23 protein-coding genes, 1 tRNA gene and 1 other annotated feature are annotated in these 26,150 nt (G+C 45.6%); of the genes, 20 read left to right on the top strand and 4 right to left on the bottom strand.

Translation table 11 applies throughout. The features are described from left to right. Window positions 1–44: 44 nt before the first annotated feature. On the bottom strand, window positions 45–275 hold the full coding sequence (locus ACLFWI_RS00605; protein ID WP_446411278.1) for a hypothetical protein: 231 nt from the start codon (window positions 273–275) through the stop codon (window positions 45–47). Between the two features lie 342 nt (window positions 276–617). Here ACLFWI_RS00605 and ACLFWI_RS00600 point away from each other — a divergent pair, with 342 nt between their 5' ends. The 5 genes from ACLFWI_RS00600 to ACLFWI_RS00580 all read left to right on the top strand — a co-directional run bounded on the left by ACLFWI_RS00600 (window position 618) and on the right by ACLFWI_RS00580 (window position 6,608). Further along, on the top strand, window positions 618–1,679 hold the full coding sequence (locus ACLFWI_RS00600) for an AAA family ATPase (protein WP_446411277.1): 1,062 nt from the start codon (window positions 618–620) through the stop codon (window positions 1,677–1,679). Beyond that, window positions 1,679–4,513 carry an ATP-binding protein gene (locus tag ACLFWI_RS00595; protein WP_446411276.1) on the top strand — a complete coding sequence of 945 codons (2,835 nt, stop codon included), beginning with the start codon at window positions 1,679–1,681 and terminating at the stop codon, window positions 4,511–4,513. Before ACLFWI_RS00600 ends, ACLFWI_RS00595 begins: the two co-directional genes overlap by 1 nt. A 481-nt stretch (window positions 4,514–4,994) precedes the next feature. Next, entirely contained in the window at window positions 4,995–5,636 is a 642-nt protein-coding gene (locus ACLFWI_RS00590; protein WP_446411275.1) for a flavin prenyltransferase UbiX, read from the top strand. A gap of 314 nt (window positions 5,637–5,950) precedes the next feature. Beyond that, window positions 5,951–6,139 carry a hypothetical protein gene (locus ACLFWI_RS00585; RefSeq protein WP_446411274.1) on the top strand — a complete coding sequence of 63 codons (189 nt, stop codon included), beginning with the start codon at window positions 5,951–5,953 and terminating at the stop codon, window positions 6,137–6,139. 229 nt (window positions 6,140–6,368) lie between these two features. Then, entirely contained in the window at window positions 6,369–6,608 is a 240-nt protein-coding gene (locus ACLFWI_RS00580; RefSeq protein WP_446411273.1) for a hypothetical protein, read from the top strand. A 131-nt stretch (window positions 6,609–6,739) separates the two neighbouring features. Here ACLFWI_RS00580 and ACLFWI_RS00575 read toward each other — a convergent pair whose 3' ends face one another. After that, a complete protein-coding gene (locus ACLFWI_RS00575) occupies window positions 6,740–8,677 on the bottom strand; it encodes a CHASE2 domain-containing protein (protein ID WP_446411272.1) in 1,938 nt (645 codons plus the stop codon). Window positions 8,678–9,039: 362 nt separating this feature from the next. Further along, window positions 9,040–10,392: a tetratricopeptide repeat protein gene (locus tag ACLFWI_RS00570; protein WP_446411271.1), complete on the bottom strand. Its 1,353-nt coding sequence runs from the start codon at window positions 10,390–10,392 to the stop codon at window positions 9,040–9,042. A gap of 88 nt (window positions 10,393–10,480) precedes the next feature. Here ACLFWI_RS00570 and ACLFWI_RS00565 point away from each other — a divergent pair, with 88 nt between their 5' ends. The 4 genes from ACLFWI_RS00565 to ilvC all read left to right on the top strand — a co-directional run bounded on the left by ACLFWI_RS00565 (window position 10,481) and on the right by ilvC (window position 16,135). Next, on the top strand, window positions 10,481–11,944 hold the full coding sequence (locus ACLFWI_RS00565; protein WP_446411270.1) for a folate/biopterin family MFS transporter: 1,464 nt from the start codon (window positions 10,481–10,483) through the stop codon (window positions 11,942–11,944). A 90-nt stretch (window positions 11,945–12,034) separates the two neighbouring features. Continuing rightward, entirely contained in the window at window positions 12,035–13,516 is a 1,482-nt protein-coding gene (locus ACLFWI_RS00560; protein WP_446411269.1) for a carotenoid oxygenase family protein, read from the top strand. A gap of 493 nt (window positions 13,517–14,009) precedes the next feature. Continuing rightward, entirely contained in the window at window positions 14,010–14,993 is a 984-nt protein-coding gene (locus tag ACLFWI_RS00555; protein WP_446411268.1) for a glycosyltransferase family 2 protein, read from the top strand. Window positions 14,994–15,142: 149 nt separating this feature from the next. Next, the gene (gene ilvC / locus ACLFWI_RS00550) at window positions 15,143–16,135 is read left to right on the top strand and encodes a ketol-acid reductoisomerase (RefSeq protein ID WP_446411267.1); all 993 of its coding nucleotides are present in this window, start codon (window positions 15,143–15,145) and stop codon (window positions 16,133–16,135) included. Window positions 16,136–16,307: 172 nt separating this feature from the next. On the opposite strand, the gene ACLFWI_RS00545 is transcribed toward ilvC, so the two are convergent. Next, a complete protein-coding gene (locus ACLFWI_RS00545) occupies window positions 16,308–16,520 on the bottom strand; it encodes a hypothetical protein (RefSeq protein WP_446369261.1) in 213 nt (70 codons plus the stop codon). Between the two features lie 271 nt (window positions 16,521–16,791). Between ACLFWI_RS00545 and rplS the strand changes: the two genes are divergently transcribed. From rplS to ACLFWI_RS00490, 11 genes are all read left to right on the top strand, one after another. Further along, window positions 16,792–17,154, top strand: a complete 363-nt coding sequence (rplS, locus tag ACLFWI_RS00540; protein ID WP_446349423.1) for a 50S ribosomal protein L19 — start codon at window positions 16,792–16,794, stop codon at window positions 17,152–17,154. Between the two features lie 92 nt (window positions 17,155–17,246). Continuing rightward, window positions 17,247–17,319 (top strand) — tRNA-Trp (locus ACLFWI_RS00535). 153 nt (window positions 17,320–17,472) lie between these two features. After that, window positions 17,473–17,703 carry a preprotein translocase subunit SecE gene (secE, locus tag ACLFWI_RS00530; protein ID WP_006101045.1) on the top strand — a complete coding sequence of 77 codons (231 nt, stop codon included), beginning with the start codon at window positions 17,473–17,475 and terminating at the stop codon, window positions 17,701–17,703. Then, complete coding sequence (gene nusG / locus ACLFWI_RS00525; RefSeq protein WP_446392639.1) at window positions 17,700–18,317, top strand: transcription termination/antitermination protein NusG; 618 nt, start codon at window positions 17,700–17,702, stop codon at window positions 18,315–18,317. Before secE ends, nusG begins: the two co-directional genes overlap by 4 nt. Window positions 18,318–18,319: 2 nt before the next feature. Beyond that, the gene (rplK, locus tag ACLFWI_RS00520; protein ID WP_044207237.1) at window positions 18,320–18,745 is read left to right on the top strand and encodes a 50S ribosomal protein L11; all 426 of its coding nucleotides are present in this window, start codon (window positions 18,320–18,322) and stop codon (window positions 18,743–18,745) included. 105 nt (window positions 18,746–18,850) lie between these two features. Next, window positions 18,851–19,567 (top strand): 50S ribosomal protein L1, encoded by a 717-nt coding sequence (rplA, locus tag ACLFWI_RS00515; protein WP_446411266.1) that lies wholly within the window; start codon window positions 18,851–18,853, stop codon window positions 19,565–19,567. 32 nt (window positions 19,568–19,599) lie between these two features. Beyond that, window positions 19,600–19,761 (top strand) — a sequence feature (ribosomal protein L10 leader region). Window positions 19,762–19,815: 54 nt separating this feature from the next. Beyond that, entirely contained in the window at window positions 19,816–20,382 is a 567-nt protein-coding gene (rplJ, locus tag ACLFWI_RS00510) for a 50S ribosomal protein L10 (RefSeq protein WP_446411265.1), read from the top strand. A gap of 135 nt (window positions 20,383–20,517) precedes the next feature. Further along, complete coding sequence (gene rplL / locus ACLFWI_RS00505) at window positions 20,518–20,922, top strand: 50S ribosomal protein L7/L12 (RefSeq protein WP_446411264.1); 405 nt, start codon at window positions 20,518–20,520, stop codon at window positions 20,920–20,922. A 610-nt stretch (window positions 20,923–21,532) separates the two neighbouring features. Then, window positions 21,533–22,063 (top strand): outer membrane beta-barrel protein, encoded by a 531-nt coding sequence (locus tag ACLFWI_RS00500; RefSeq protein ID WP_446411263.1) that lies wholly within the window; start codon window positions 21,533–21,535, stop codon window positions 22,061–22,063. 187 nt (window positions 22,064–22,250) lie between these two features. Beyond that, window positions 22,251–22,409, top strand: coding sequence for a hypothetical protein (locus ACLFWI_RS00495; RefSeq protein WP_446411262.1), 159 nt, complete (start codon window positions 22,251–22,253; stop codon window positions 22,407–22,409). 522 nt (window positions 22,410–22,931) lie between these two features. Beyond that, window positions 22,932–26,141 carry a sensor histidine kinase gene (locus ACLFWI_RS00490; protein WP_446411261.1) on the top strand — a complete coding sequence of 1,070 codons (3,210 nt, stop codon included), beginning with the start codon at window positions 22,932–22,934 and terminating at the stop codon, window positions 26,139–26,141. Window positions 26,142–26,150 lie beyond the last annotated feature (9 nt).

Below are 26,150 nucleotides of genomic sequence, written 5' to 3'. Positions count from 1 at the left end.
TTGCCAAGGCTTTTCTTAGTTTACCCTTAACGGTCAGGGGACAGTTATTCGGACTTGTCTTGTCCCTTGTGCAGCATCACAGGCAGGAAGACCTTATTATATTCTGCCAAAGCCAGAATCAGAAGTGCGATCGCTAATATAACGGCTGTGGTGATCCCGCCGTACTGGACTAAGGTTGTGGGGTTGATTTGGGTTAGGGGTGTGGATGTGATGGTTTCCATGGCGTTGGGTTGGGGTTCTAGATTCGATTGGGTTTGGGGGTTGGTGTTAATCATGGTGTTTACCTCGGTTATCGATACAACCATGATGGCTTGGGTAATCGGTGTTTTAGGTAGGCAGAAGTAGGGGAATTTAGAACGTTAGTCTTTGTAGGTAAATGTAGGATAATGTTGGTTTGTTATTCGTCATTTGTCATTTGTCATTCGTCCTTATAACCACCTGTAGGGGCGACCCGCTTGCATCAATTAACAACACCAATCCATTCAATTGACTCGGGTCGCCCTATTATCGGTTTGTCGTCAACAATGCGAACGATGATGGCGAAGACAGCGCAACTACGAACTGGCATAATTGGCATATTTCCGATAAAATCTGCAAATGAACCTAAATGCTCAATAATGGACTCGACAGATGCGCTAAAATTCATCAACAGGCAGCTTTGGCAGAAATCTCAGCCTGTTTTGACTGAAGCGGAAGAGGCGATTGTGATTGGTATTTGGCAAGGTAACGGTTATAAACAGATTGCCGCCCAAAACTATTTTAATGATCAATACACTAGAGAATTAGGGTCAAATTTATGCAAAAGACTTCAATCGCATTTTGATCTTAAAATCAATAAACGAATTTTTAAGAAGCAAATTGAATATCTTTATAGTGTAGAGGTTCAATCTCAACCGCTAGAACCAGAGGAGTTAGTCTCTACTGAATTCTTACCAAAAACTTCAATTCCTGTAGATTCTGAGAACCCAACTATTAATCCCTTCACTCCCCAACAAGGCAGAATCGATAATCCGCAAGACTTTTTTAACCGTGAACGGGAAATCCGGCAGATATTTGAGGTGATTAATAGTGGGAGCAGTGTTGCCCTAATCGGAGCAGAGGGTATCGGTAAATCTTCTTTACTTTCCCAGATTGTCCGACTCGCGGACAGTCATCTACATTCGCCGCGTCAGCCTGTTTTTATCGATTTAAATCTGGTTGAAGATGAAGATGATTTTTATGGTGCATTATGTGATGAGATTGGTATACCAGAAAGCAAGGGAACAAGGCTGAATCGCCATTTAAAATCCCGTCAAGTTCTGCTGGCTTTAGATAATGTGGGAAAAATGACCTGGGATGGCTTTAATCGCGGTGTGCGGGATTATCTACGGGGTTTGGCTGAGGGGAGTCAAGCACCACTCAAGCTGGTTTTAGCGGCAAATGAATCTTTAGATGAACTGTTTAATGATAGTTGGGATAATGGCAAAACGTCTCCTCTGGCAGGAGTTTGTCAAGAAGAAATCATAAAACCCTGGGATGAACCAACCGCCCGTGATTTTATTGATACACGTTTGGCGATGACTTCGATAAGGTTTACTGAAGCTGAAATTAATCAGTTAGTTGAGGAGAGTGGCGGTCATCCCCGGCAATTGATGCAGTTGTGTTATCGAATGTATTCTCGGTATTTGGAGGGTGGGTAATGAGCTACGATGTAGTTAGCCAAGATGACATCAAGCAAGATGAGACTGAGCAAGATGATGAAATCTCTGTTCCTTGCTTAGATTTATCGCCTAAACTTAAGCGTCCTCTATCTTTATGGAATCCTTTGGATTATCTACGCTTATTGTATTGGGTGTTTTATTTTCCTCAAGCATTGCGCTGGTATGTAAACAATTTCGGTGGTGGGTATATTCCTCCAAAAGAAATGAATTGGCGTAAGGGCTTAGAACAATTGCGCCAGAATCCTATTCAGCGCCAGTTGTTTATAAAAGGGTTGGTATTAACAGTTTTCACCCCACTGATCCTAGGCTTAATAATCCTAAAAATAGGCATTTTCATTGATTGGTCTTGTGTGTTGTACGGTTTGCTTTTGGGTTTATTTTTGAACATATTTTTGAGTGTAGGGTTGGGTGTAGTCGTAGGTGTAACGTTAGGTTTAGCTGTCGCTGTGGCGTCAGGCTTGACTTTGGGTTTAGCTTGGGGGACGGCAAATAGCATGGCATGGGGTCTAGCTTTTGGCTTGGTATGCAGTGTGGGGTGGGGTCTAGCTTCAGGCGTGGAATTAAAGTTGGCTTTAAAAGGAAGAGATGGTTTATTAAAGGACAATTTATCCTATAAGCCAGCATTGGATATAATGTTTTTAATTCAGTGCATAGTCTGGGGAACCTTAGCGCTGTACCTTATAGAGATTGCACCACTCATTATTGTTGTACCAGCTCAATACGCAGCTTTTTTGTTTGCGTGGGGTTTCGCGATAAGACGTCCGGACAATTGGCTGTTAAATTTTATTTTCATTACTATAAGAGACTGTAATTCATCCTGGATGTTTCCTCATTTAACTCCACTCCATCAACCTAATCTATTTATTAGTCTAACAAATTGGCTACGACAAGATTGGGAAATTGGCATCCAAAATACTAACCAGTTGTTGGCATATACCTATCAGTTTATACCTGTAATTTGTGCGGTTAATAGGGTTTTAGCTGATACACCTTCAAATCAAGTTTTGTATCGGGTAGTTCAATTAGCAGAAGTCCCTTACGATTGGAAGTTGCTGCGTTTTGTTTCAGAAGAACTGAGTACAAGAACTAAGTCAAGAGTTGTTGATCTTAGCTTAGACACCCCCGCACGCGCTGCGGCTGCTGGTTTCTGGTATCTTCATGAAAAAGAACCCGCAAAAGCAACGGAAGCATTTGCCGTTGTTCGTTCTCTTCTTTATGGTGAGGAACTATTCACCCTCGCCCAAACTCTCACCAGATTCAACGAAGCCAAAGAACCTGATACAATCGCTACATTAGAACTACCCACTTTCCCCAACGAACCCTTACTACGTCCGATAACCTGGAACACAATAAACGCTCTCCGTCGAGTCGTGGAAGATGTGCGAGTGGTTCAGCGTAGCGTCTCTCGTTCCACCCGTTCTTTTGCCCTCAACCGCGCCTTAGGAGAACTCAAAACTATCCTTAATCATATCGAAACCCTACCCGAAGCTGAACGAGAACTGATTAAAGATATTGCCCGAACTTGGCAAGAATCCTTATTACAAATTGCGGCTGAAATTGGGCAAATTTCCATCACTAAACCCGTCACCAATCCTTATGTTGTCGGTGACCCCGTGGAAGGGAATCGCTTTGTTGGGCGAGATGATATTCTCAGACAATTAGAAGAACTCTGGGTTATGAGTCAACCACTCCAGTCCGTTGTTCTCTATGGTCATCGCCGCATGGGGAAAACCTCGATTCTTTTAAATGTGGCAAACTGTTTCGGTTCACGGGTAAAAGTGGTTTATATTAACCTACTGCGTTTAGGCAGTCCCCAAGGTGTCGGGGAAGTTTTAATGGCAATCAGTGATGAAATTTCTGATGCTATCGGCTGTCCCCCTCCCGATGATGATGCTTTGCTAAATCTTCCTTATCGGACGTTTGAACGCTATTTTAAACAGGTAGTCAAGATGGTGCAGGGGACAGAGATGGAGACGCGCCATGGTACAGAGATGGAGACGCGCCATGGCGCGTCTCTACAGGGGTTAATTATTGCCCTAGATGAATTCGAGAAAATCGAGGAACTCATTGAAGCCGGAAAAATCCCTAATGATTTTATTGGCTATCTGCGGGGATTGGTACAAATGAACGCTAAAGTCGCCTTTGTATTTGCCGGGTTGCACACCTTAGAAGAAATGACCGCCGATTATTTCCAACCCTTTTTTGCCAGCGTTCTTCCGATTCACGTTGGTTTTCTAGAACCTGCTGCAACCCGACAGATTTTAGCCAATCCCAGCCTAGAAAATCCCGATTCGACTGTTTCAGATGTCCCGGATAATGAAGCGGTTGATTTTCCCCTAGATTACACCCCAGACGCCCTTGACTTAATCTATCGTCTCACCGCAGGTCAACCCTATTTAGTTCAATTGGTGGGATTCCAACTGGTGCGCCGTTACAATGATTTTGTGTTTGAACAGGGACATTTGCGTGACCCGGTTTTTACGGTAGAGGATGTGGAAGCGGTGATTAATGACCCCGCATTTTATAAACGGGGACGGTATTATTTTGATGGCGTTTGGGGTCAAGCGGCGCGAGGAGTGTTGGGTCAACAGGCAATCCTCAAAGTGTTAGCGCCTTACCCGGATGGGTTAACGATTGAACAATTAAGGATAAGGTTAGCAGAATTATTTAGAGAATCAGGACTTGCCACCCTAGAGGAGAAACAATTAGAGGACGCATTAGAGACATTAAAACGCCATGATGTGATTCAGCAAAAGGGTGATTATTGGCAGATTATAGTTGAACTATTCCGGCGCTGGGTGTTAAATCAATAGATTGTCATTAGTCATTTGTCATTTGTTGAATCAATTTTTTACCTAATTGTAGTGGCGTGACATACCTAATTTTATCAATTAACTTTACGGTCAGAAACCGTAGGGACGCACTGAGGTGCGCCCAATTCAATGGTCAAATCTATTTCACCCTTTTTAGGAAGCTCTCTTCAACCGCAAACAGTTGAAAAAACATAATAGGAATGTCACTGAGTTAAGCAGAATATTGCCAACTTGGACTTGGACGCCTAGAAATAAATTTCCGGCTGAAAGCTAAAGTAAGCTAAAGCTTACTGAGTATTTGAACCCGTTTTAACGGGTTTTAGCTTTTAGCCCGAACTTTAGTTCAGGGCTTTAGTTCAGGGCTTAGACTAAAATTCCGAATCGGAACATTGGCGACAAAATGATTCTACTTTATGTAGAAATTTAGCCTGTCACACCTCTACACTGGTAAAGACTGACAACTATCTTCCGTTAAAATCGCGTGTCTTCAACCAATCCCCAAACGTTCCCCTTAATCCTCGGTATTACTGGCGCTTCTGGCTTAATCTATGCAGTACGTGCCGTGAAGTTTCTCTTAGAAGCCGACTATACCATCGAACTCGTAGCATCAAAATCAGCTTATATGGTTTGGCAAGCGGAACAAAACACCCGTATGCCTCCAGAACCTGAACAGCAGGGACAATTCTGGCGTCAGCAAGCGGGTGTACCCACAAAAGGGAAGCTGATTTGTCATCGCTGGGGGGATGTGGGTGCAACCATTGCCAGTGGTTCATTCCGGACGTTGGGAATGGTGATTATTCCCTGTAGTATGAGTACTGTGGCAAAAATTGCCAATGGTTTAAGTTCAGATTTATTGGAACGGTCAGCCGATGTGCAGTTAAAAGAAGGGCGTCAACTGATAATTGTACCCCGTGAAACACCATTCAGCTTAATTCACCTGCGTAACCTCACCACTCTAGCCGAAGCCGGAGTAAAGATTGTGCCAGCCATTCCCGCCTGGTATCACAATCCTCAAACTATTGAAGATTTAGTGGATTTTGTTGTAGCGCGTACCTTTGACCAACTAAATATTGATTGTGTTCCCATGAAGCGATGGCAAGGCGGTTTTCGGGACAAGGTTTGACCCTTTGCTTGGCTCAGAGAATCTGGTTTGTAGGCGCGGGTTTCACAATTATCGTTTCTTACCTTACCTAGATGTAACTAAACCCGCCCCGACTCAGCCACGGCGATTAAAATCGCTGCTACACAAGCAAAGTCCGCCTACGCGGACTGAATTGTAACGGCGGTAGTTAACCTGAATTTAGAATTAGCTAGGTGTATAATTGATTGCGTTTAATCTAATTCCGATCTAACATTAAAGTATTTTCATTATCCGACTTTAAAAAGTAACAGAGTTAGGTTATGAGTCCCAGGCGGCACATTTCTAAAAAAGCGTCTTTGAAGTCTACTTTTACTCCTCCTGCAAATCCGTTAAAAACCCGTGGGTTCGGTAACGGCATCCAAGCCAGACGCGCAGAGTTACCTCAAACCAATCTGTTGCAGACACGTCCATTGGGTTCACCTGCTATGGCACAGCAAGAACCACAGGATGCCCGTTCTGCTGAAGCCCAACTCGAGCCAAGCTAGTTATAGCATTAGGTTTGTATATTTTCACGATATTTGCTTTAGGTGTCAAAATTAAAACGCTCAGGAAAAGTCTCGTTAAAAAAGAAACTGATATTAAAGATATAGAAACAAAAATGGAAGTTTTAGAAAAAATGGTTAAATCCAATTCGGACAATAATTGCAATGAGTAACAGGGGAAATTTTTTAAATTAAAATCAGTAAATATTTTTCTAGACGATAAAAATAAATAGTGAAAAATATAATTTGGCTAACATTAGTAATTCTTTATATTTCTGTATCGATGAGCGACCAATTAGAGTGGCTCAATTTTCTAATTTTAGTTTTTCTGCATATATATATGGTTTTAGGCTGGAGAAGTGATGATCCAGAATTTACTCAGAAAGTTGTAGCCATTGAAGAGAGGCTAGGAAGAATACAGGTTAGACTTACATCACTTGAAAAAGAAATCGACAAGCTTCGCGAATATTGAGTTCATGACTAAGTTTATTAAAATTTTAGTTAAAAATCCCAATAAAATTCAGACTAAAAACCATGAAAAATTTGATTTTTATCCTATTGGTTATTTTGTACATTACCAATGACAAAAAACAAATGACGCTCCTAACCGTTCAAATTAAACCGTGCTGACTTCCCTAACACCCGATAAACATTCACTGTTTGCTGTTTCCCTTTCAAGGCTAAAGGTCCCCAAGATTCAACCTCAAATTCCCCTTGCAGTTGATCTAGCGTTTGTTGACCAATGAGAATCCGACAGGGAGTCGGTTGACGCTGTTTCTCACAACTCTCTAGCCTGGAAGCAATATTAACACTATCGCCAATTACGCCATATTCTAAACGGTCTTTGCCCCCCAAACTACCCACCACAACTGGACCGGTAAAAATACCAATCCGCATTTGAATCACTGGTAAACCTCGGCGTCGCCAATCTCGGTTCATCGACTCCAGGCGATCGCTAATTGCTAACGCACAGTCTACAGCCGCTTTCGCATCTTCAGCCACTTCAGTTCTGTGCAGACGAGACATGGGGACACCAAACGCCACCATCACCCCATCCCCGGTAAACTTATTCACAATCCCCTGACGCTGGAGGACTTCACGAGTCACCACTCCCAGAATTTCATTTAACCATTCCAACAACGCCTCTGGGGTCATCTTTTCCGATATGGTGCTGAAATCTTTAATATCGGCAAAAAACATCGTGGCGGTGAGGCGAATCCCCGGTAACTTGCCAGATTTTAGCAAGCGATCGCGACCTTGCCAAAGGGCTTGAGCCACTTCAGGTGAGGTATTCTGTCCCAACAGCTTCATCACAATCTGCTGCTGTTGATGGGCTTCATAGGAACGATGGGTGACAAAAATCGCCACCGTTAACCCAAATCCTGATGCTGGCGCTGCAAAAGGAACCCAACCCCCTTGGGTCAATAGGTAAAAACAAACACTGGATAACACCCCTAAACTACCCGTTACCCCAATAATTAACGCCAAGGGATGATACGTCACCCGCCCCAATATCCCACCGATCGCAATCCAACCAATAATCCACAGGATTTCCGCCTGTTCTGACCAAAACCAGAATAAAGGACGCTTACCCGTCGCCGCATCCAGGAATTGGCTGACCATTTGAGCCTGCATTAAAACCCCAGGTATTTTCGCGTTTTTTTCCAGGGCGGGACTAAAGGGTGTGGTAAATAAGTCTTTGAGACTGGGTGCAGTGGAACCAATAATCACAATCTTGTCCTCCACCCAACTCGGATCAACCTTTCCGGCTAAGACATCAGTTAAGGATACTTGTCGCGCTACCTGATAAGGGGAACGATAATTGAGTAAGATTTGGAACCCGCCAACATCTGCCTTTTGATATCCCCCTGCATTTTCCGTTATGGGTGACAACACCGCCTCACCAAGTTGGGGAATGTCTGGATTATCGGGACTGGCTTCTAGTTCAATCCCACGGGGTTCTAAATAGGCAAGTGCCAGAAGCAGGGAAAATGAGTAAAGAACATCACTTTCATTTTCAGCAAACAAGTAGTTTCGACGAACCACATCGTCTGGGTCAAGGAGTATATCATTAAAACCGATGCGTTCCGGTGATACATCTGGTGGCGGTGGGGTTCCGGCGCGGATATCAATATTCTGAATCGCAATTAAATTCGGTTGTTGCAGTTGTTCCACTAACTGCTGATGACCCGGTTCCACAGGAAGATTGCGATACAAATCTAGACCAATAACGGCGGGTTCAGCGGCTTGTAATTGCTGTAATACCTGGGCTAAAACCTGATCCGAGATGGGCCACTGGTTTTGATTTTCTAGGTCTTGTTCTGTAATCGCGACAACCAAGATCCGAGGATCAGGTTCCGTTTCCAGAGGTCGCAGGCGGACAAACTGGTCATACGCCGCCAGTTCTAGCGGTTCCAGTCCACCCAAGTGTCGCACGCCCAGAAGGGTAATGATCACAGCAATGGTCGAAATTCCCACGACTCGCAGATGTGCCAAATCGGGTAACGCCGTACTAACCGTTCGAGGGATGCGAAAAATCATAGGACTAAATCTCTAAGCTTCTCAGAAGCCGATGGACAGCGATGGAGATATTACTCAAACCCGAAGATGCCTTCAATTTGTCCAACTGACTGTGGCAGCAAAGCCCTTACCGCATTATGCCATAGTTTGTAGTAGGCACTTTAGTGCCTCAAGCGAGTCAAGCGCTTACGACAAATGCACCAATCAAATCCTTGCCTTTTAACTCAATAAAATATAGTTCTTCCCCAGAGGTTAAGTTACTATCTTCCACTTCATCGTCGTCAGATTAGCTCACGAAACTTGAGCGGCAAATGCGCGAACGTACAGGAGAAAATACTCTGAACCCTTTATCGATGAATAAGGATTTCGTGGAGATATTTAAATTAGCGATCGCGCTCTAAATCATCGATTACCTTTTGCAAGTACCAATTCTCCGGCATACCCGGATGTTTTTTCTTAGCTATTTCAATCAAACGCGCAGCAACATCCCAATATCCTCCCACCATCCGCAGGAGTCGTTGTTGTAACTCTCGATCCACCCGCGCATTCGACCGAATTTGTCGTTCTTGATTGATAAAAATGTCTTTCCGATTCAGTTTAGCCGAGCGTTTTTTAATCTCAGCTTCGGCTTTCGCTATTTGCTGCTTCTGCTGATTTAATGCCTGATTATACTTCTGCCAATCCTGTTTCTCAAAATACAGATTCGCGGCTTGTTGATAATCATCCGCTGCGCCTTGATAATCTTGAAAATCAGCACGCGCCGCCGCCCGATGATAATAGATTTGCGGATCATTCGGCTGAATAGTTAATCCTCGCGAATAGTCCTCAATCCCTTGGCGATAGTCGCCCAGTTTGGAGTAAGCTTGACCTCGACAGACGTAAAATTGGGAATTTTCTGGTTGTAGCTCAAGTAACTGGGTAAAATCCGCGATCGCACCCCGATAGTCCCCCAGTTCAATCCGAACCCGCCCCCGATAGTGACGCACTTGGATATCATTGGGATCAAGCTGCATGGCTCGACCTAAATCTTCCATCGCTCCTTTTAAATTCCCCAATTTGCTGCGAATAATTCCCCGATAACAATAGGCTCTAGCATCATTGGGTGCAACGTGCAGCAGCCACTGACAATCCTCTAAGGCTTCCCGATGGTTTCCCTGTTGTAGCTTGTTGATGACTTGAGTTAAATACTTCTGTGTCTCAGCCGCACTCGCCGCCTGGATTTGCGATGCCTGAATTTGCTTGATACTCTCTAGGCAATTCTGGCAATTATCTTTATCTTTCTGTTCCAGGTACAGTTTGGCGGCTTGTTTAAAGGATGCGATCGCCTCTTTGGTTTTCCCCAACCGACGGTAGGCTGTACCTTGCAGTTTATACGCCGCCCCGTGATTCCCATCAATCTGGAGAACCTGTTGAGCATCCTCCAGGGAAGCTTGAGCCTCTCCCTGCGCCAATTGAGCCAAACTGCGCCCCAAATAACTATCCAGATGTTCAGGATTCACCTGTAGCGCCTGGGAATAATCCGCGATCGCACCTTGGCAATCGCCTAAATCAAAGCGAGTCAATCCTCGCTTGTAGTAAGCATCGGCAAATTCCGGATTAATCTGCAACGCTTGCTCAAAATCCTGAATCGCTCCCTCTAAATCACCTTGTTGCGCCTTCTGTCGCCCTCGCTCGTAAAATTCATGCTCCATTGCCCACGTCCAACTCGTTTGTGCGATCGCCAGTTGTCTTGTCAATCATGATAACCTCATCGCCCATAGACAGAGGAGCTAAACCCAATTTGGCGTGTAAGATATAAAAAGAGATAAATCTTAAAAAAAGTTCATGATTGTGTCCGCCTCTGGCTTCGATCGCTTTAAACAAGTCGTTAAAGATAAAGTCTTTTTTGGCAATGAACCCACTCCGGAGTTGATTGCCATCCTCATCGTCTATTTTGTCCAGGGTATCCTGGGGCTAGCCCGTTTAGCAATTAGCTTCTTCCTCAAAGACGAACTGGGTTTAAGTCCCGCCCAAGTCGCAGCCCTAATCGGGATTGCGGCGTTACCTTGGGTGATTAAACCCCTATTTGGCTTTCTTTCCGACGGACTCCCCTTATTTGGCTATCGCCGCCGCCCCTATCTAGTTCTGTCGGGATTGATGGGAACAACCGCCTGGTTGAGTTTGGCAACGGTAGTTGATACAGCTTGGGCAGCAACCCTTGCCATTCTGCTAAGTTCCCTTTCTGTAGCGATTAGTGATGTCATTGTAGACTCACTCGTGGTGGAACGGGCAAGGCGGGAATCCCTCAGCGACTCCGGTTCCCTGCAAGCCCTGACTTGGGGAACCTCTGCTGTCGGGGGAGTAATTACGGCATATCTGAGTGGTTGGCTGCTAGAGGCGTTCAATACACAAACTGTTTTTGGCATTACCGCCACCTTCCCCCTACTGGTTTCCGGCGTGGCGTGGTTAATTGCCGAAGAACCCGTTAGTTCGGGGATAAACACCGCCACTGTCACCAACCAAATTAAGCAACTGCGCCATGCGGTTACCCAAAAAGCGATTTGGTTACCCACCGCATTTATCTTTCTCTGGCAAGCCACACCCACAGCCGATTCAGCCTTTTTCTTCTTCTCCACCAATGAACTCGGATTTGAGCCGGAATTTTTAGGACGAGTGCGTTTAGTCACCAGTTTGGCGTCTCTGGTGGGGGTTTGGGTATTTCAACGCTTTTTAAAGGGTATCCCTTTCCGCACGATTATGGGATGGACAACTGTCCTATCGGCTGTGTTGGGGATGACGACTCTAATCCTGGTTACCCATGCAAATCGGGCATTAGGGATTGATGATCATTGGTTTAGCTTAGGCGACAGTCTGATTCTGACGGTGATTGGACAGATTACATTTATGCCCGTACTCGTACTTTCAGCTAGACTTTGCCCGTCGGGGGTGGAAGCTACTTTATTTGCCCTGCTGATGTCGATATGGAATTTATCTGGATTGCTATCTCACGAATTGGGGGCGTTATTAACCCATTGGCTAGGGGTGACAGAACATAACTTTGATCGCCTATGGTTATTACTGACGATTACCAACCTCTCTAGCTTATTACCCTTGCCCTTCTTAGGTTGGTTACCGGCGGCTGATCCGCAAACTGACATTAAAGGCGAAACAGAGTCTAAATCACTACCGCCAGCAGAAATATTTGAACATCATACGTCGGGTTCTCTATCCGAACAGCCATTCCTACCTGATGTCTTGCCAGAGTTGATCCGGACTCGCATGGGTCAAAAGCCTGTGGAAGAGTCATGATTTGTCAGTAGTGAGGACTTTAGTCCTCTTACTTATTAGATGCGCTAAAGCGCCTACTACAAACACGATTAAATAAAGAGGGAATAAACAATGATTGCAGCAGAACGAGTTTTAGAATCAAAGTCTTCACTGTCTTATGACCGCGAAGGATGGAAACAGGGGTATCAATCCCAACCCAATGAATATGATTACTGGATTGATGATATTGAAGGGGAAATTCCGTCAGCGCTAAATGGCACGTTGTTTCGCAATGGTCCGGGTTTACTGGATATCCAGGGTCAACCCCTGCATCATCCTTTTGATGGGGATGGTATGATCTGTGCGATCGCCTTTGATCAAGGTCGTGCTTATTTCCGCAATCGCTTTGTCCGGACTGAAGGTTTTCTCAAAGAACAAGAAGCCGGAAAAATGCTTTATCGCGGTGTTTTTGGTACGCAAAAGCCCGGAGGGTGGCTGGCGAATGCGTTTGATATTGAAATCAAAAATATTGCCAACACGAATGTGATTTACTGGGGGGGTAAACTATTAGCCCTTTGGGAAGCGGCGGAACCCTATCGGTTAGACCCCAAAACCTTAGACACCATTGGCAAAGACAATCTAGATGGTATTTTGGCAGAAGGCGAAGCATTTGGTGCCCATCCTTGGATTGACCCAAGCTGCAACCAAGATGGGGGTGCGCCTTGTTTGGTGAATTTTGCGATTAAACCAGGTTTTTCCACCAAAATCACCATTTATGAACTGGATACCGCCGGGAAATTGCAACGGCGTAAAAGTCACACGGTTCCAGGTTTTGCCTTTATCCATGACTTTGCGATTACGCCCAATTACTGCATCTTTTTCCAAAATCCTGTCACTTACAATCCCGTTCCATTCCTGTTGGGATTAAAAGGGGCGGGTCAATGTGTAGACTTTAAACCCAACGCACCGACTCGGATTTTAGTGATTCCGCGTCATAGTAATAAACCAATGCAAGTGCTGGAATCTGATGCTGGGTTTATCTTTCACCATGCCAATGCCTTTGAACAAGGGGAGCAAATTTGTGTGGATTCGATTTGCTATGAGTCTTTAACTCAAGTGGACTCGGAGATAGATTATCGGAACGTGGATTTTGATGCGATCGCGCCGGGACAACTGTTTCGGTTTACGCTTAACTTAGCGGATTCTACGGTACAACGACAGCGATTATTAGCGCGTTCCTGTGAGTTTCCCTGTGTCCATCCCAACCATGTTGGACGCCCTTACCGTTATGTGTATATGGGAGTGGCTCATAATCCCACAGGCAATGCTCCACTGCAAGCGATCGCTAAGTTTGATGTTACTACAGGTGAGGAACAGGTTTGGAGTGCAGCCCCCCAAGGCTTTGTCAGTGAACCTATTTTTGTCCCCCATCCTGAAGCGAACCGAGAAGATGAGGGTTGGGTGTTGACGTTGGTGTATGATTCGAGTCATCATCGATCCGATGTGGTGATTTTGGACAGTCGAGATTTGAGCCAAGGCGCGATCGCACGACTGCATCTCAAGCACCATATTCCTTACGGATTGCACGGAAGCTGGACTTCCACAGTCTTTTAAGATTATTTATTGGTCATTAATCTTATGGTCGGGGCGGGTTTTGCCGCCCAGCTAGGGATAACAATCAATATTAGTCCCTAAACCCGCCCCTACATTTATCTGTCTTATGTCTTATGTCTTATGGTCGGGGCGGGTTTTGCCGCCCAGCTAGGGATAACAATCAATATTAGTCCCTAAACCCGCCCCTACACACGCTTCCTCTGCTTCATCGTCTCTACGAAGCTGCTCAAGTATTTTTGCCGCGCTGCACTAGAGTTCAATCGCGTAAAATTATGAATATCCATAGCTAATCTTATTGTCCAAATCTTAACCAAACCCAAAATAGGTTAAAACAAAATCTGGACGATACCGATTCTTAGATCAGTCGATGTGCATTGAAATTGGATATTTCTGTTCCCTATTCCCCGTTCCCTGTTCCCGTTGAGGAATTTAGACATCCTGATCTAAATGCTGGACAGCTAATCGAGGCAAAATAATTTTGGTGGAGAAGGGTATGAAATTTAGCATCGTCATCACGACTTATAATCGCCTCACCTTGCTCAGGCGGGCAATTAACAGTGCTTTAGCTCAAACGATACCGTGCGAAGTAATTGTGGTGGATGATGGATCGTCTGATGGTACGGATATGTATGTCCAGGGGCGACGGAAAGAACTCTTGGACATGGGTGACACCCGTTTAATTTATCACCGCAATTCGACGAACTTGGGTCACTCAGGAACGGTTAATCAGGGTGTAGCATTAGCGACAGGAGACTGGGTAAAATTGGTGGATGATGACGACTACCTTGCCCCGAATTGTATTGAAGAAATGGTCAAGGCGATCGCAGGGCGTCCAGATGCTGTGATTTGCTCCTGTCGAGCGATTCAGGTCAATGAGAATCAGAAGGAAATCAGCAAAAGTCGGCAAGTTGGTAAGGGAACACTTGTCTATATTCCCCAAACCGAGATTCATTACGCCATGCTGTTGGAACTCTTGCCATTTGGCACGCCTGTACAAGTAGCCTTTTCCCGTTCAGCTTTCCTTAAGTCAGGAGGATGGGATACCCGATTCGATACGAATTATGATGATATTGATTCCTGGATTAAAATTGCCCAGTTTGGCGATGCTGTTTTGATCAATAAATGTCTGGCTTACCGGACTATTTGGCAAGGTTCATTTAATGGCAAATTTACTTTTGATAAACGCCTGGAAATTAATCTAATTATTAAAGAGAATATTTATTCGTGTATCAGCCCCAAATATCGTCATAGTTTACCAGAACTATCAGAGATTAAGTCGTCGATAAAAATCCATTGGGGATTTGCGGCGCTCAAAAAAAGAAGATTTATCAGCGCGGCAAGAATTTGGTTAAAAACGGATTTTTCTATGGCGGCTGTAAGATTGTTTTTAAAACGAATCATTGCCAGAAAATGTTTGGATGAATTATTACAAGAGTCTCAGGCAACGCCCATTATATTAGTGCGGGAACATAACTGAGTTATTTAAACGTAAAGGTAGCTCTAGGAAGCAAGTGCGACCGGATCTGCCCTAACCCAGACAAAATCCATAACAATGGGCAAGGGTTTTGATGTAAAATCAATAGTCCGCAGTCAAACGAAAATGCTTGTAGCAAGGGAGATACTTCTATGACCCGGATGTATTACGATGCAGATGCTAACTTAGACCTACTCACTGATAAAACAATTGCAATTATCGGCTATGGGTCTCAAGGTCACGCCCACGCCCTGAATCTCAAAGAGAGTGGCATCAAGGTAATTGTGGGTTTGTATCCGGGCAGTAAGTCGGTGGCGAAAGCTGAGTCAGCCGGATTAACGGTTCATGCGGTTGCTGATGCGGCGAAAGCAGCGGATGTGATTATGATTTTGCTACCGGATGAGGTGCAGAAAACGGTATACACCGAAGAAATTGCACCAAATTTGAAAAAAGGGAATGTCCTGGCTTTCGCCCATGGGTTTAATATTCACTTTGGTCAAGTCGTTCCCCCACCTGATGTGGATGTGATTATGGTGGCACCCAAAGGACCGGGGCATCTAGTACGACGGACTTACGAACAGGGAGAAGGTGTCCCTTGCCTATTTGCCGTATATCAGGATGCCACAGGTCAAGCTCGCGATCGCGCCATGGCGTATGCTAAAGGAATTGGTGGGACTCGTGCGGGTATTTTAGAAACCTCATTCCGGGAAGAAACGGAAACGGATTTATTTGGTGAACAAGCCGTATTATGTGGAGGTTTGAGTGCTTTAATTAAAGCGGGATTTGAAACCTTAGTTGGGGCGGGTTATCAGCCAGAGTTGGCGTATTTTGAATGTCTCCATGAAGTTAAATTAATTGTGGATTTGATTGTGGAAGGCGGACTAGCCAATATGCGCGATAGTATTTCTAATACGGCTGAATATGGCGATTATACCCGTGGACCTCGCATTGTTAACGATGAAACCCGCGCCGAGATGCGGAAAATTCTACAAGAAATTCAATCGGGTCAATTTGCCCGTGAGTTTGTGTTAGAAAACCAGTCAGGTAAACCTGGATTCACCGCCATGCGCCGTCAGGAAGCTGAACATCCGGTAGAGGAAGTGGGTAAAGATTTACGGGCAATGTTTAGCTGGTTGAAGAAGTAGTTATTCGTCATTTGTCATTTGTCATTTGTCGTTCTTCGCCACATTATAGGACTCCGCAGGGGCGGGTTTAGTCACGTTAGGATAAAACACTAAACATTAATGGTAAAACCCGCCCCTACAAATTTCAAAATTCCCCCATCTCCCTGATCTCCCCCTGCTCCTCTGCTTCTAATCACCTTTGTTCTAATTGCTCAACTTCCTTTTCAGTACGTTCATTCGGGTTGGTGGGATTCCAGTCAGGAAATAACCCGACTAAGAATTGATTGATGCTGGTGCGGGTGTTGCGGCTAGCATCATCTAGCGGTGCAGGTAGGACGCGATCGCCTAACGTGATAAACAGCAAGGCTAGGATCAAAAGGGGTCCTAGAAGATTTTTGAAACGCATAACTCTACTCCCAGTCGCATCAATGAATTGTGCATACTGCTAGTTTTCCCCTACGTCAATATAAAGCCAGCTTTTTTTTATAATTCTTTACATTATAGTCAAAACCAGGTTCCCTTGAGCCTAGGGTTGGGTCAAGTCAGGGCGGGTTTACTTCAGTTAGCGGTTTGAGGCGGAGTGTTGTCGGTCAAACCCGCCCCTACACACTTGCCAAATCTAGACGTCGGGTCAGAGATTGCGCTATGATTATAGGCTGTGATTTTTTGACAAAACCATGAATGCTCAAGAGGTTATTCGCTCCATAGAAGCGGAACAGCTTAAATCAGACTTACCGACAGTCCATGTTGGTGACACAGTTAGAGTCGGGGTTCGTATTCGCGAAGGGAACAAGGAACGGGTTCAGCCCTACGAAGGTACCGTGATTGCCATGCGTAACGGTGGCATCAACCAAACGATTACCGTGCGACGTATCTTCCAAGGTGTTGGTGTAGAACGAGTTTTTCTGCTCCATTCCCCCCGAATTGCCAGTATTAAAATTGTGCGGCGAGGTAAGGTGCGTCGGGCGAAGCTCTTTTATTTGCGAGAGCGTGTGGGTAAAGCGACTCGGGTTAAGCAGCGCTTTGACCGGGGGATTTAGATTTTTTTGGATATTGGCTTGGTATTCATGCCCTGATTGCGTTACACTAAGTAAAGCAAAGGGGATAAATTCACCTCTACCAGCCAACCCAAGCGCTCTTAGTTCAGTTGGTAGAACGCAGGTCTCCAAAACCTGATGTCGGGGGTTCAAGTCCTCCAGGGCGCGTTCTGAATCTATAAAATATTAAAAGGCTGGGGGAGCATCAGCAGTTCTACCCAGATCTTGTCAACTTCACGGATGAGTGAAGCAGGTTAATATGAGTTATGAACGCTGGGTTGAACAGCTCTGATAATCAGTAGAAGGGGGAAGTCAACTATTGTGGCAAAGAAAACTAAAACGGAAACAGAGTCTCAGCAAAAAACCTCTGGGTTTAATGTTGTAACGTTTCTTCAAGAAACCAAAGAGGAACTCAGTAAAGTCGTATGGCCCTCTCGGCAGCAACTGATTAGCGAATCGGCTGCCGTGTTATTGATGGTCGTTCTATCAGCCACCCTAATTTATTTAGTGGATGGCTTATTCTTGTGGGCATCACAACAGGTATTTGGATGAGTTTTGCAGCAAACGAATCATACGATCGCGATCCACAGCTCCAAGAAGCCCCATCTGCCCGTTGGTATGCGGTTCAGGTGGCATCCGGCTGTGAGAAGCGGGTAAAGACAAATCTAGAACAGCGAGTGCAAACCCTAGATGTCGCTGACCGAATCTTGAGAGTTCAGATACCCCAAACACCGACGGTAAAAATCCGTAAGGATGGGTCTCGCCAGCACTCTGAAGAAAAGGTCTTCCCTGGCTACGTCTTGGTAGAAATGGTCATGGATGATGAAAGCTGGCAGGTTGTCAAAAACACACCCAATGTGATTAATTTTGTAGGGGCAGAACAGAAACGTCGCTATGGACGAGGGCGAGGTCACGTTAAACCTGTACCCCTGAGTCCAGGAGAAGTCGAACGGATCTTCAAGCACGCCGAAGAACAAGAGCCAGTGATTAAAGTGGACATGGCTGTTGGCGACAAAATCATCGTGCTATCAGGTCCGTTTAAAGACTTTGAAGGCGAAGTGATTGAAGTTAGCCCCGAACGCAGTAAGCTCAAGGCGTTGCTCTCCATTTTTGGGCGAGATACGCCAGTGGAACTAGAATTCAATCAGGTGGAAAAAACAGGCTAAGCATGGCAAAAAAAATCGTTGCAGTTATTAAGTTGGCGCTCCCAGCGGGGAAAGCCAACCCTGCTCCTCCCGTTGGACCGGCACTCGGTCAACATGGGGTGAATATTATGGCGTTTTGTAAAGAATACAACGCCAAGACCGCCGACCAAGCGGGAATGGTTATCCCCGTGGAAATCTCGGTGTTTGAGGATCGCAGTTTTACCTTTATCCTCAAAACCCCGCCCGCATCCGTGCTGATCAAAAAAGCAGCCGGGATTGAAAAAGGCGCCAGTGAACCCAATCGGCAAAAAGTCGCCACGATTACAAAGGCGCAACTGCAAGAAATCGCCCAGACGAAAATGCCTGACCTCAATGCTAATGATATTGAAGCAGCCATGAAAATCGTCGAAGGGACTGCCCGGAATATGGGCGTCGCGATCGCAGAATAGTTCCTGGGTTGAGGTTTAAGTGCTATCAACCCGCAATTGCAGACCGTTGTCAACCTAATTTGGGGGAGAGGCGAGACGCTTCGTTAGTCACCCCAGGAGAGATAAATGCCCAAAAAACTATCACGTCGATTACAAGAATTACAAAGCAAGGTCGAAGAACGACCTTATGAACCAACAGAAGCCCTGAAGCTGTTAAAAGAAACCGCAACGGCAAAATTTCCTGAATCTGCCGAAGCCCATATTCGCTTGGGAATTGATCCCAAATACACTGATCAGCAACTGCGAACAACCGTATCCCTACCCAAAGGAACGGGTCAGGTGGTGCGAGTCGCCGTCATTGCTAAGGGCGAAAAAATCACTGAAGCGACTAATGCGGGGGCAGATATCGCGGGTTCGGAAGAATTAATTGGCGAAATCCAAAATGGCATGATGGATTTTGACCGCCTGATTGCCACACCAGACATGATGCCCCAAGTGGCGAAGTTAGGACGGCTCCTCGGACCCAGGGGCTTGATGCCTTCCCCCAAAGGCGGTACTGTTACCTTTGACCTAGCCCAGGCGATCGAAGAATTCAAAGCAGGTAAACTTGAATTTCGTGCCGATCGCACAGGCATCGTTCATGTTATGTTTGGTAAGGCTTCCTTTTCTGCCGAAGACTTGTTGATCAACCTCAAGTCCTTGCAGGAAACGATTGACCGCAATCGTCCCTCAGGCGCGAAAGGTCGCTTTTGGCGCACTATATTTGTTAGCGCGACCATGGGACCATCGATAGAAGTCGATATCTCTAGCTTACGGGACATGAAAGCAGCTGAAGCTGCGTAATCTGAACCGTTATTTTTGCAGTCTACAATCCAATAATTGATTGGCTTGTACCAAAGACAGCAGGTGTTCATCACTTAATATCCTGCCGAGGTCAACGCCCGACGTATCCCCTGTTGCTGTACATCAAAATTAAAGTACAGGTATAAAAGATACTCAGCGTAACCCCGGCATGTCCGGGGTTTCGTTATGACTGAGGGCAGGATTTTCCCACTGGCAACTCTGAAAGGAAAAAAGGAGGTGAAACAAGCATGGGCAGAACCCTAGACAACAAAAAGGAAGTCGTCGCTGATCTCAAGGAACTCTTGAGTGATTCGCAACTCGCCATCGTCATTGACTACCAGGGACTTTCTGTGGCAGAAATTACCGATTTGCGGAATCGGCTGCGTCCCACAGGTACAGTCTGTAAGGTGACGAAAAATACCCTGATGCGGCGGGCGGTTGAGGATGATGAAAACTGGCAACCCATGACCGAATTCTTGGTCGGTTCCTCCGCCTTCATGTTAGTCAAAGACGATGTAGGCAGTGCAATTCGGGCATATCAGGACTTCCAGAAAGCCACCAAAAAAACCGACTTCAAGGGTGGCGTGATGCAAGGTCAAGCCCTGAGTCAAGACCAAGTTAAGGCAATTGCCAACTTGCCGTCTAAAGAAGAACTCATCGGGCAGATTGCCGGTTCGATTAATTCCATCGCCACTAAACTGGCTGTGGGTGTCAACGAAGTACCTGCATCCCTGGGTCGCTGTGTCAACGAAGTTCCGGGATCACTGGGTCGCGTTTTGCAAGCGCTCGCCGCTCAGAAAGAAAGTGGTGGTTAACCCCTACCTGGACTGTCAAAACGCTGACCCTGAGCGTAGTCGTTACCCTGAGCGTAGTCGTTACCCTGAGCGTAGTCGTTACCCTGAGCGTAGTCGAAGGGTCACACGTAAACAATCAAACAAAGGAGTTTATTCATGTCTGCTACAACCGACGAAATCTTGGAAAAGCTAAAATCCCTGACGTTACTCGAAGCGTCGGAATTAGTTAAGCAAATCGAGGACACCTTTGGCGTTAGCGCGGCTGCTCCTGCGGGTGGCATGATGATGATGCCCGGAATGGCAGCTCCCGGTGCGCCTGGTGCTGCGGCGGAAGAGGCGGAAGAGAAGACAGAATTTGATGTCATCTTAGAAGAAGTTCCCGCGGATAAGAAGATTGCTATCCTGAAAGTCGTGCGAACCATGACTGGTTTGGGACTCAAGGAAGCCAAAGATATGGTCGAGTCTGCACCCAAGCCGATTAAAGAAGGGGTGGCAAAAGAAGCCGCGGAAGAAGCCAAGAAGCAGCTTGAAGAAGCTGGTGCTAAGGTTTCCGTGAAATAGAACTCTGTCGGGGCAAGTCATGAATTGCCCCCACAATCGATAGATTGAATTCATCCCCCGGATCAACACGAACAGGGGGTTTTTTCATTTTTGGGTTGATCCGTGGAGACAAACAACTGTAGGGGCGCAAAGCTTTGCGCCCTCTCAAAGCCGTAAAATCTCTTCCACCATTTTAGCCGTGTCACACCAGTCGTGGTGTGGCACACCTCATTTAAAAATTAGACTGTAGGTTAGGCTGACCCTTGTTACCTAACAAAATTTAAGGCTAAAGCCCTTACTACAAACCCTCTCCTTGTCAAGGGTAGGGAACTCTCATCCGGAAAAAATAAAAAAAAATGTGACAGTTAATCAATAGTCTACTAGCTGATCACAAATTCTTAAAACCTAACTATAATTTTTTAATTCATTCCAACTAATTTTTACATTTGTTTCTATATTTATTGAAAATCAATTAATTAATTTTCCTGAAATGCTTCATCCTTAAGGCATTCCAGGGTTTGACAAAAATAAATTCATCAAAAAATAGCTAAACCTGGAACATTGACTTGATTAATAACGACTTGAATAGTAACAACGCAACACTACACCCTACCTATTGATGGAAGTTACTATGAAACGCAACCTTAAGTCTTTTGTTACCTTTTCAACCCTAGCCGCTACCGCAATCGCGCCTGTTTTATTATCGGCTGATATGGCGTCTGCCAAGCCCACGGGAACTGATGCCAACTATATCGGTGCTGGTGTCGCCGCAGGCGTGACCAACGGTGGACAAGATAACGATGCGGCAACATTTGGCGGGAATATTCAAGGTCGTGTAACGACTTCAAAAGCGCCAGTTTCTCTGCGCGGTGCTGTTCTATTCAGCGATGATACCAGCGCCATTATGCCAATTGTTTCCTACGATGTTCCTGTCACGAACAACGCTAATGTTTATGTAGGTGCTGGCTATTCATTTATTGAAGAGGATGGACAACCAACACCTTTAGGAAACAAAAATGCGCCTGTGGTAACAGTCGGTGCTGAAGCTCAATTTGGTCGCAATATTGTGGTTTATGGCGATACAAAACTCGGTATCGAAGCCTACGAAGATAGTCCAGCTTCTGCGGTTAGTATCCAAGCGGGTGCGGGTTACCGCTTCTAAACCATGACGCTCTGGTGAACTAACAGTGTAGAGACGTAGCATGCTACGTCTCTACGTCGTCGGGGCGGGTTTAGTTGCATCTGTTGTGAAACGGAAACGATAAGTAGGTTGGTGGAAATAAACTCAACCATATTAAGTTATGTTAACAAGCCTCAAACCCTTACAAATGACGAATGACCAATGACGAATGACGATCCCCACCGTTAACTTTAATTGTCCCCACCTACTTAATAGTAAAATCCGCCCCTACACTACCTTTCCCACATTCCAGATATGCCAGGACAGGTCTGAAGCATTGCGCCTCGGTATTTTTTTCTGTTCAGGAATAATATTTAATGAAAATTAATCAAGATAACCTGATAAAAATGGCGGATATCTTTACCATAAAATTACAGGAAACTTTGTTCGCCAAGATACAGGGCGGTTAAACTTGAAATAGAAAAGCAGCGTAACCAAATAAAAAATTATTGAGGTAAAGATCATGACTACTGAACTCAGCCAAGTTTTATCGATGATTTTGATTGTTTCTGTTTTCTCAATTTTTCTGTCGCCCGTATTATGCTGGATTCTTCCCAGCCGCGCTCCCAAAAAAACCGTGTAGGAGGGGTGTTGAACCAGCTATCGGAGTCTTTAACGCTACATCGACAGACTCTCAACTCTGTTCCATATACACATAAGGTACGAGAGAGCCAGGAATTCATCAGGGTCACTATTTCATGAAACTTATCGGTCTATTAGCCCACCGTCTCCCGGTGGGTTAATTTTGGGTTTGGATGCAATTATATAAAAATCGCCAGACTTGTCAGAGTATAGTGGGAAGAACATTACGTTTTGGGAACAGCTTCTAACCCTTCTCGGAACGCCACCGATGTATCACAAGCTCAAACAGTTCTGGCTAGCCATTACCAACCACCAAGGCGATAACCATCCGCGATCGCCTAATTCTCCTCTGCAAACTCCTATCCCCCTGTCATTTTACCCTGAGACTCAATCCCAAGCCGACCACTCAGACGAGATCCAGGAATTAAAACGGATCAATCAGCAACTGCGGCGCGAGATTGCTCAACGAGAACAGGTTGAGCAGGTATGGCAAGAGCGAGCGGCTTATTATCGTAACATTGTCGAAAATGCCAATAGCCTGATTTTACGCATCGATACTCAAGGTACAATCACCTTTTTAAACGAATTTGCCCAACAGTTTTTGGGTTATCCGGAAACAGAAATCCTGGGACGTTCCGCGGCGGAGACGATTATTCCAGAAACCGAGACATCGGGACGGGACTTGACAAACCTGATCCAATACATCATCCAACACCCGGATCAATACCGCTACCACGAAAACGAAAATATTCGCCGGGATGGGAGTCGCGTTTGGGTAGGGTGGACGAATAAAGCGCTGATGGATGAATCGGGACAAGTAGCGGGTATTCTCTGTATTGGTCACGATATCACCGAGCGTCATTTAGCTCAAAACGCTCTGCGCTTGATGAATGAACAATTGGAACAGCGAGTCGCTGAACGCACCGCGGCGTTAACCGTAATCAATGAGCAATTGCGCCAGGAAATTACTGAACGTCAACGGGCGCAGGAAACGGAACAGCAGTTAATCGCTTCACTGCAAGCGGCGAAAGACCAGTTACAAGCGATTTTAGATGCTGTACCCGGATGTGTGTCTTGGGTGGGGACAGATTTGAAGTACCAAGGCGTTAACAGTTATCTGGCTAAGACATTCGGATTATCCGCCGCAGCATTTGTGGGGAAGGAACTGGGGTTTATGAATTCCACCCCCGGATTTAAGGACTTTATTGCCCAGTTTTTTGCTAGTCCCCTCCCGGAAGCCAAGCGAGAAATTGAAACCTTGATTGGTGATAATTGTCGGTATTATTTATTAGTTGCCCAGAAATACCAACAGGGTCAAGCAGCTGTCTGTGTCAGCGTGGATATTACTGAACTCAAACGCACGGAAGAGGCGTTGCGGTTGAGCGAGGAAAAGTTTGCTAAAGCCTTTCGCTGTTGTCCAAATTCGATCACGATTAGCACCTTAGCAGATGGACGGTATATCGAGGTTAACGAAACCTTTATGCGGTATTCTGGGTATGAACGCCAAGAGGCAGTTGGTCGCACCGCGGCGGAATTGAATATCTGGGTGAATCCTGAGGATCGCGATCGCATGGTTCATAGTCTACAGCAGCACGGAGCGATTACCAACCAGGAGTATGAGTTTCGCACCAGATCGGGTGAGATTCTCATCGGTTTACTCTCCGCCGAGATTATTAATTTAAGGGGAGAACCTTGCTTACTGGCACTTACTCTTGATATTACTCAGCGTAAATTGGCTCAACGGCGTCTCAAAGAGAGTGAAATCCAATATCGGGCAATTTTTGAAGCCACGACGGATGGCTTAATTATTAGCGATTTAGACGGACAACTGGTGGAGGTGAATCCAGCCGCTTGTCAAATGCATGGTTATTCCTATTCCGAGTTTATCCATCTTGAGCCCGAACGTTTTATTCATCCGGACTCCCATCCCATATTTTACGAGTATCTTACTGCTGTCAGACAGGGGGTTCCGTTTCAACGGGAAGCGGTAGATTTGCGTTCCGATGGTACGCCGTTTCCCATTGAGGTACGGGGAACCGGGTTTATGTATAAAGGGAAACCCCATCTTTTAGCCGTGGTGCGGGATATTACCGAGCAAAAGCAAGCCGAAGCCCGGTTACGAGAAGCGGCTGAACGCGATCGCTTGTTAGGAGAAATTGCGGCTCGAATTCGCCGCTCCTTGGATCTGAATGAAATTATGAATACGACTGTGGCAGAAGTGCGCCAGTTTCTGCAAGCGGATCGGGTGCTGATTAGTTATATGGATGGGACGATGCATGGCAAAGTTGTGGCGGAATCAGTGACGGATAATTTTCCCTCCTGTTGGGATTTAGCGGTAGAAAATGATGAGTATCTTCAGGAGTTAATTGCTTTATTTGAACATACTGATGTGCAAGTGATTGATGATACCGCTCTTTGGGAAACGTCTCCTGAACGCGCCGACTATTTGGAGCAATTTCAAGTGAAAGCCGCGTTAGCGGTGGCGATTGTCGTGGATGAGCAAATGTATGGCTTATTAGTGGCGCATCAATGCACAAGTCCGCGTCATTGGCAACCCCTGGAAGTGGATTTACTGCGCCGTCTGGCGACACAAGTAGCAATTGCGATTAAGCAGGGACGATTATACCAACAGCTTAGCGAACTGAATACGAACTTAGAGCATCAAGTCGAAGAAAGAACGGCACAATTGCAGCAAAAAATGCAGGAACTGCAAGAACTGAATCAACTCAAGGATGTGTTCTTACATGCGGTATCCCATGATTTACGCACACCGGTGATGGGGATGTTAATGGTGCTGAAGAATGTACTTAATGGTTATTCGTTTACTGAGGACAAAGCACCTAGACTAAATGACCAAGGAGATCAGACAATTCCAGTCTCGCGTTCTATTGTAGAGCGGATGATTCAAAGTAGCGATCGCCAACTTAATTTAATTAATTCGTTATTGGAAATTCACGCAGCTAAATCTTACGGGATTCCCTGTGAATGTGAACCCCTGCAACTGAGTCAACTGATTCAAGAGATTCTGACGGAGTTGCAACCGTTACTGGCAAAAAATCAAGTGACGTGGACAAATCAAGTTCCCGATGATTTACCGTTCGTGAGTGCTGACGCCAAGCAATTGTGGCGAGTGTTCGAGAATATAATCACTAATGCGATGAAACATAACCCGCCCGGAATTCAGCTAAGCCTGAGTGCGACGGTGGTGGAGGATGCTGCTGAGGGGGGTATGGTGCGCTGTGCGATCGCGGATAATGGGGTAGGGATGGAACAACAGCAGTGCGATCGCCTTTTTGATCTCTACTATCGCGGCGCTTCTTCTCGCAGTTTAAGTGGTATTGGCTTAGGATTGTATCTGTGTCGGCAAATTATTAAAGCACACGGCGGCGAAATTGGCGTTATTAGTTCTCCAAGAGAGGGAACAACATTTTGGTTTACTTTACTCACATCTTGCACCAGTCAGATCATGTCCGGTTGAATACCCATA

It is taken from the genome of Coleofasciculus sp. (assembly GCF_046539235.1).
Taxonomy (GTDB): Bacteria; Cyanobacteriota; Cyanobacteriia; order Cyanobacteriales; family Coleofasciculaceae; genus Coleofasciculus.
This window is presented reverse-complemented; position numbering and strand designations above follow the sequence as displayed.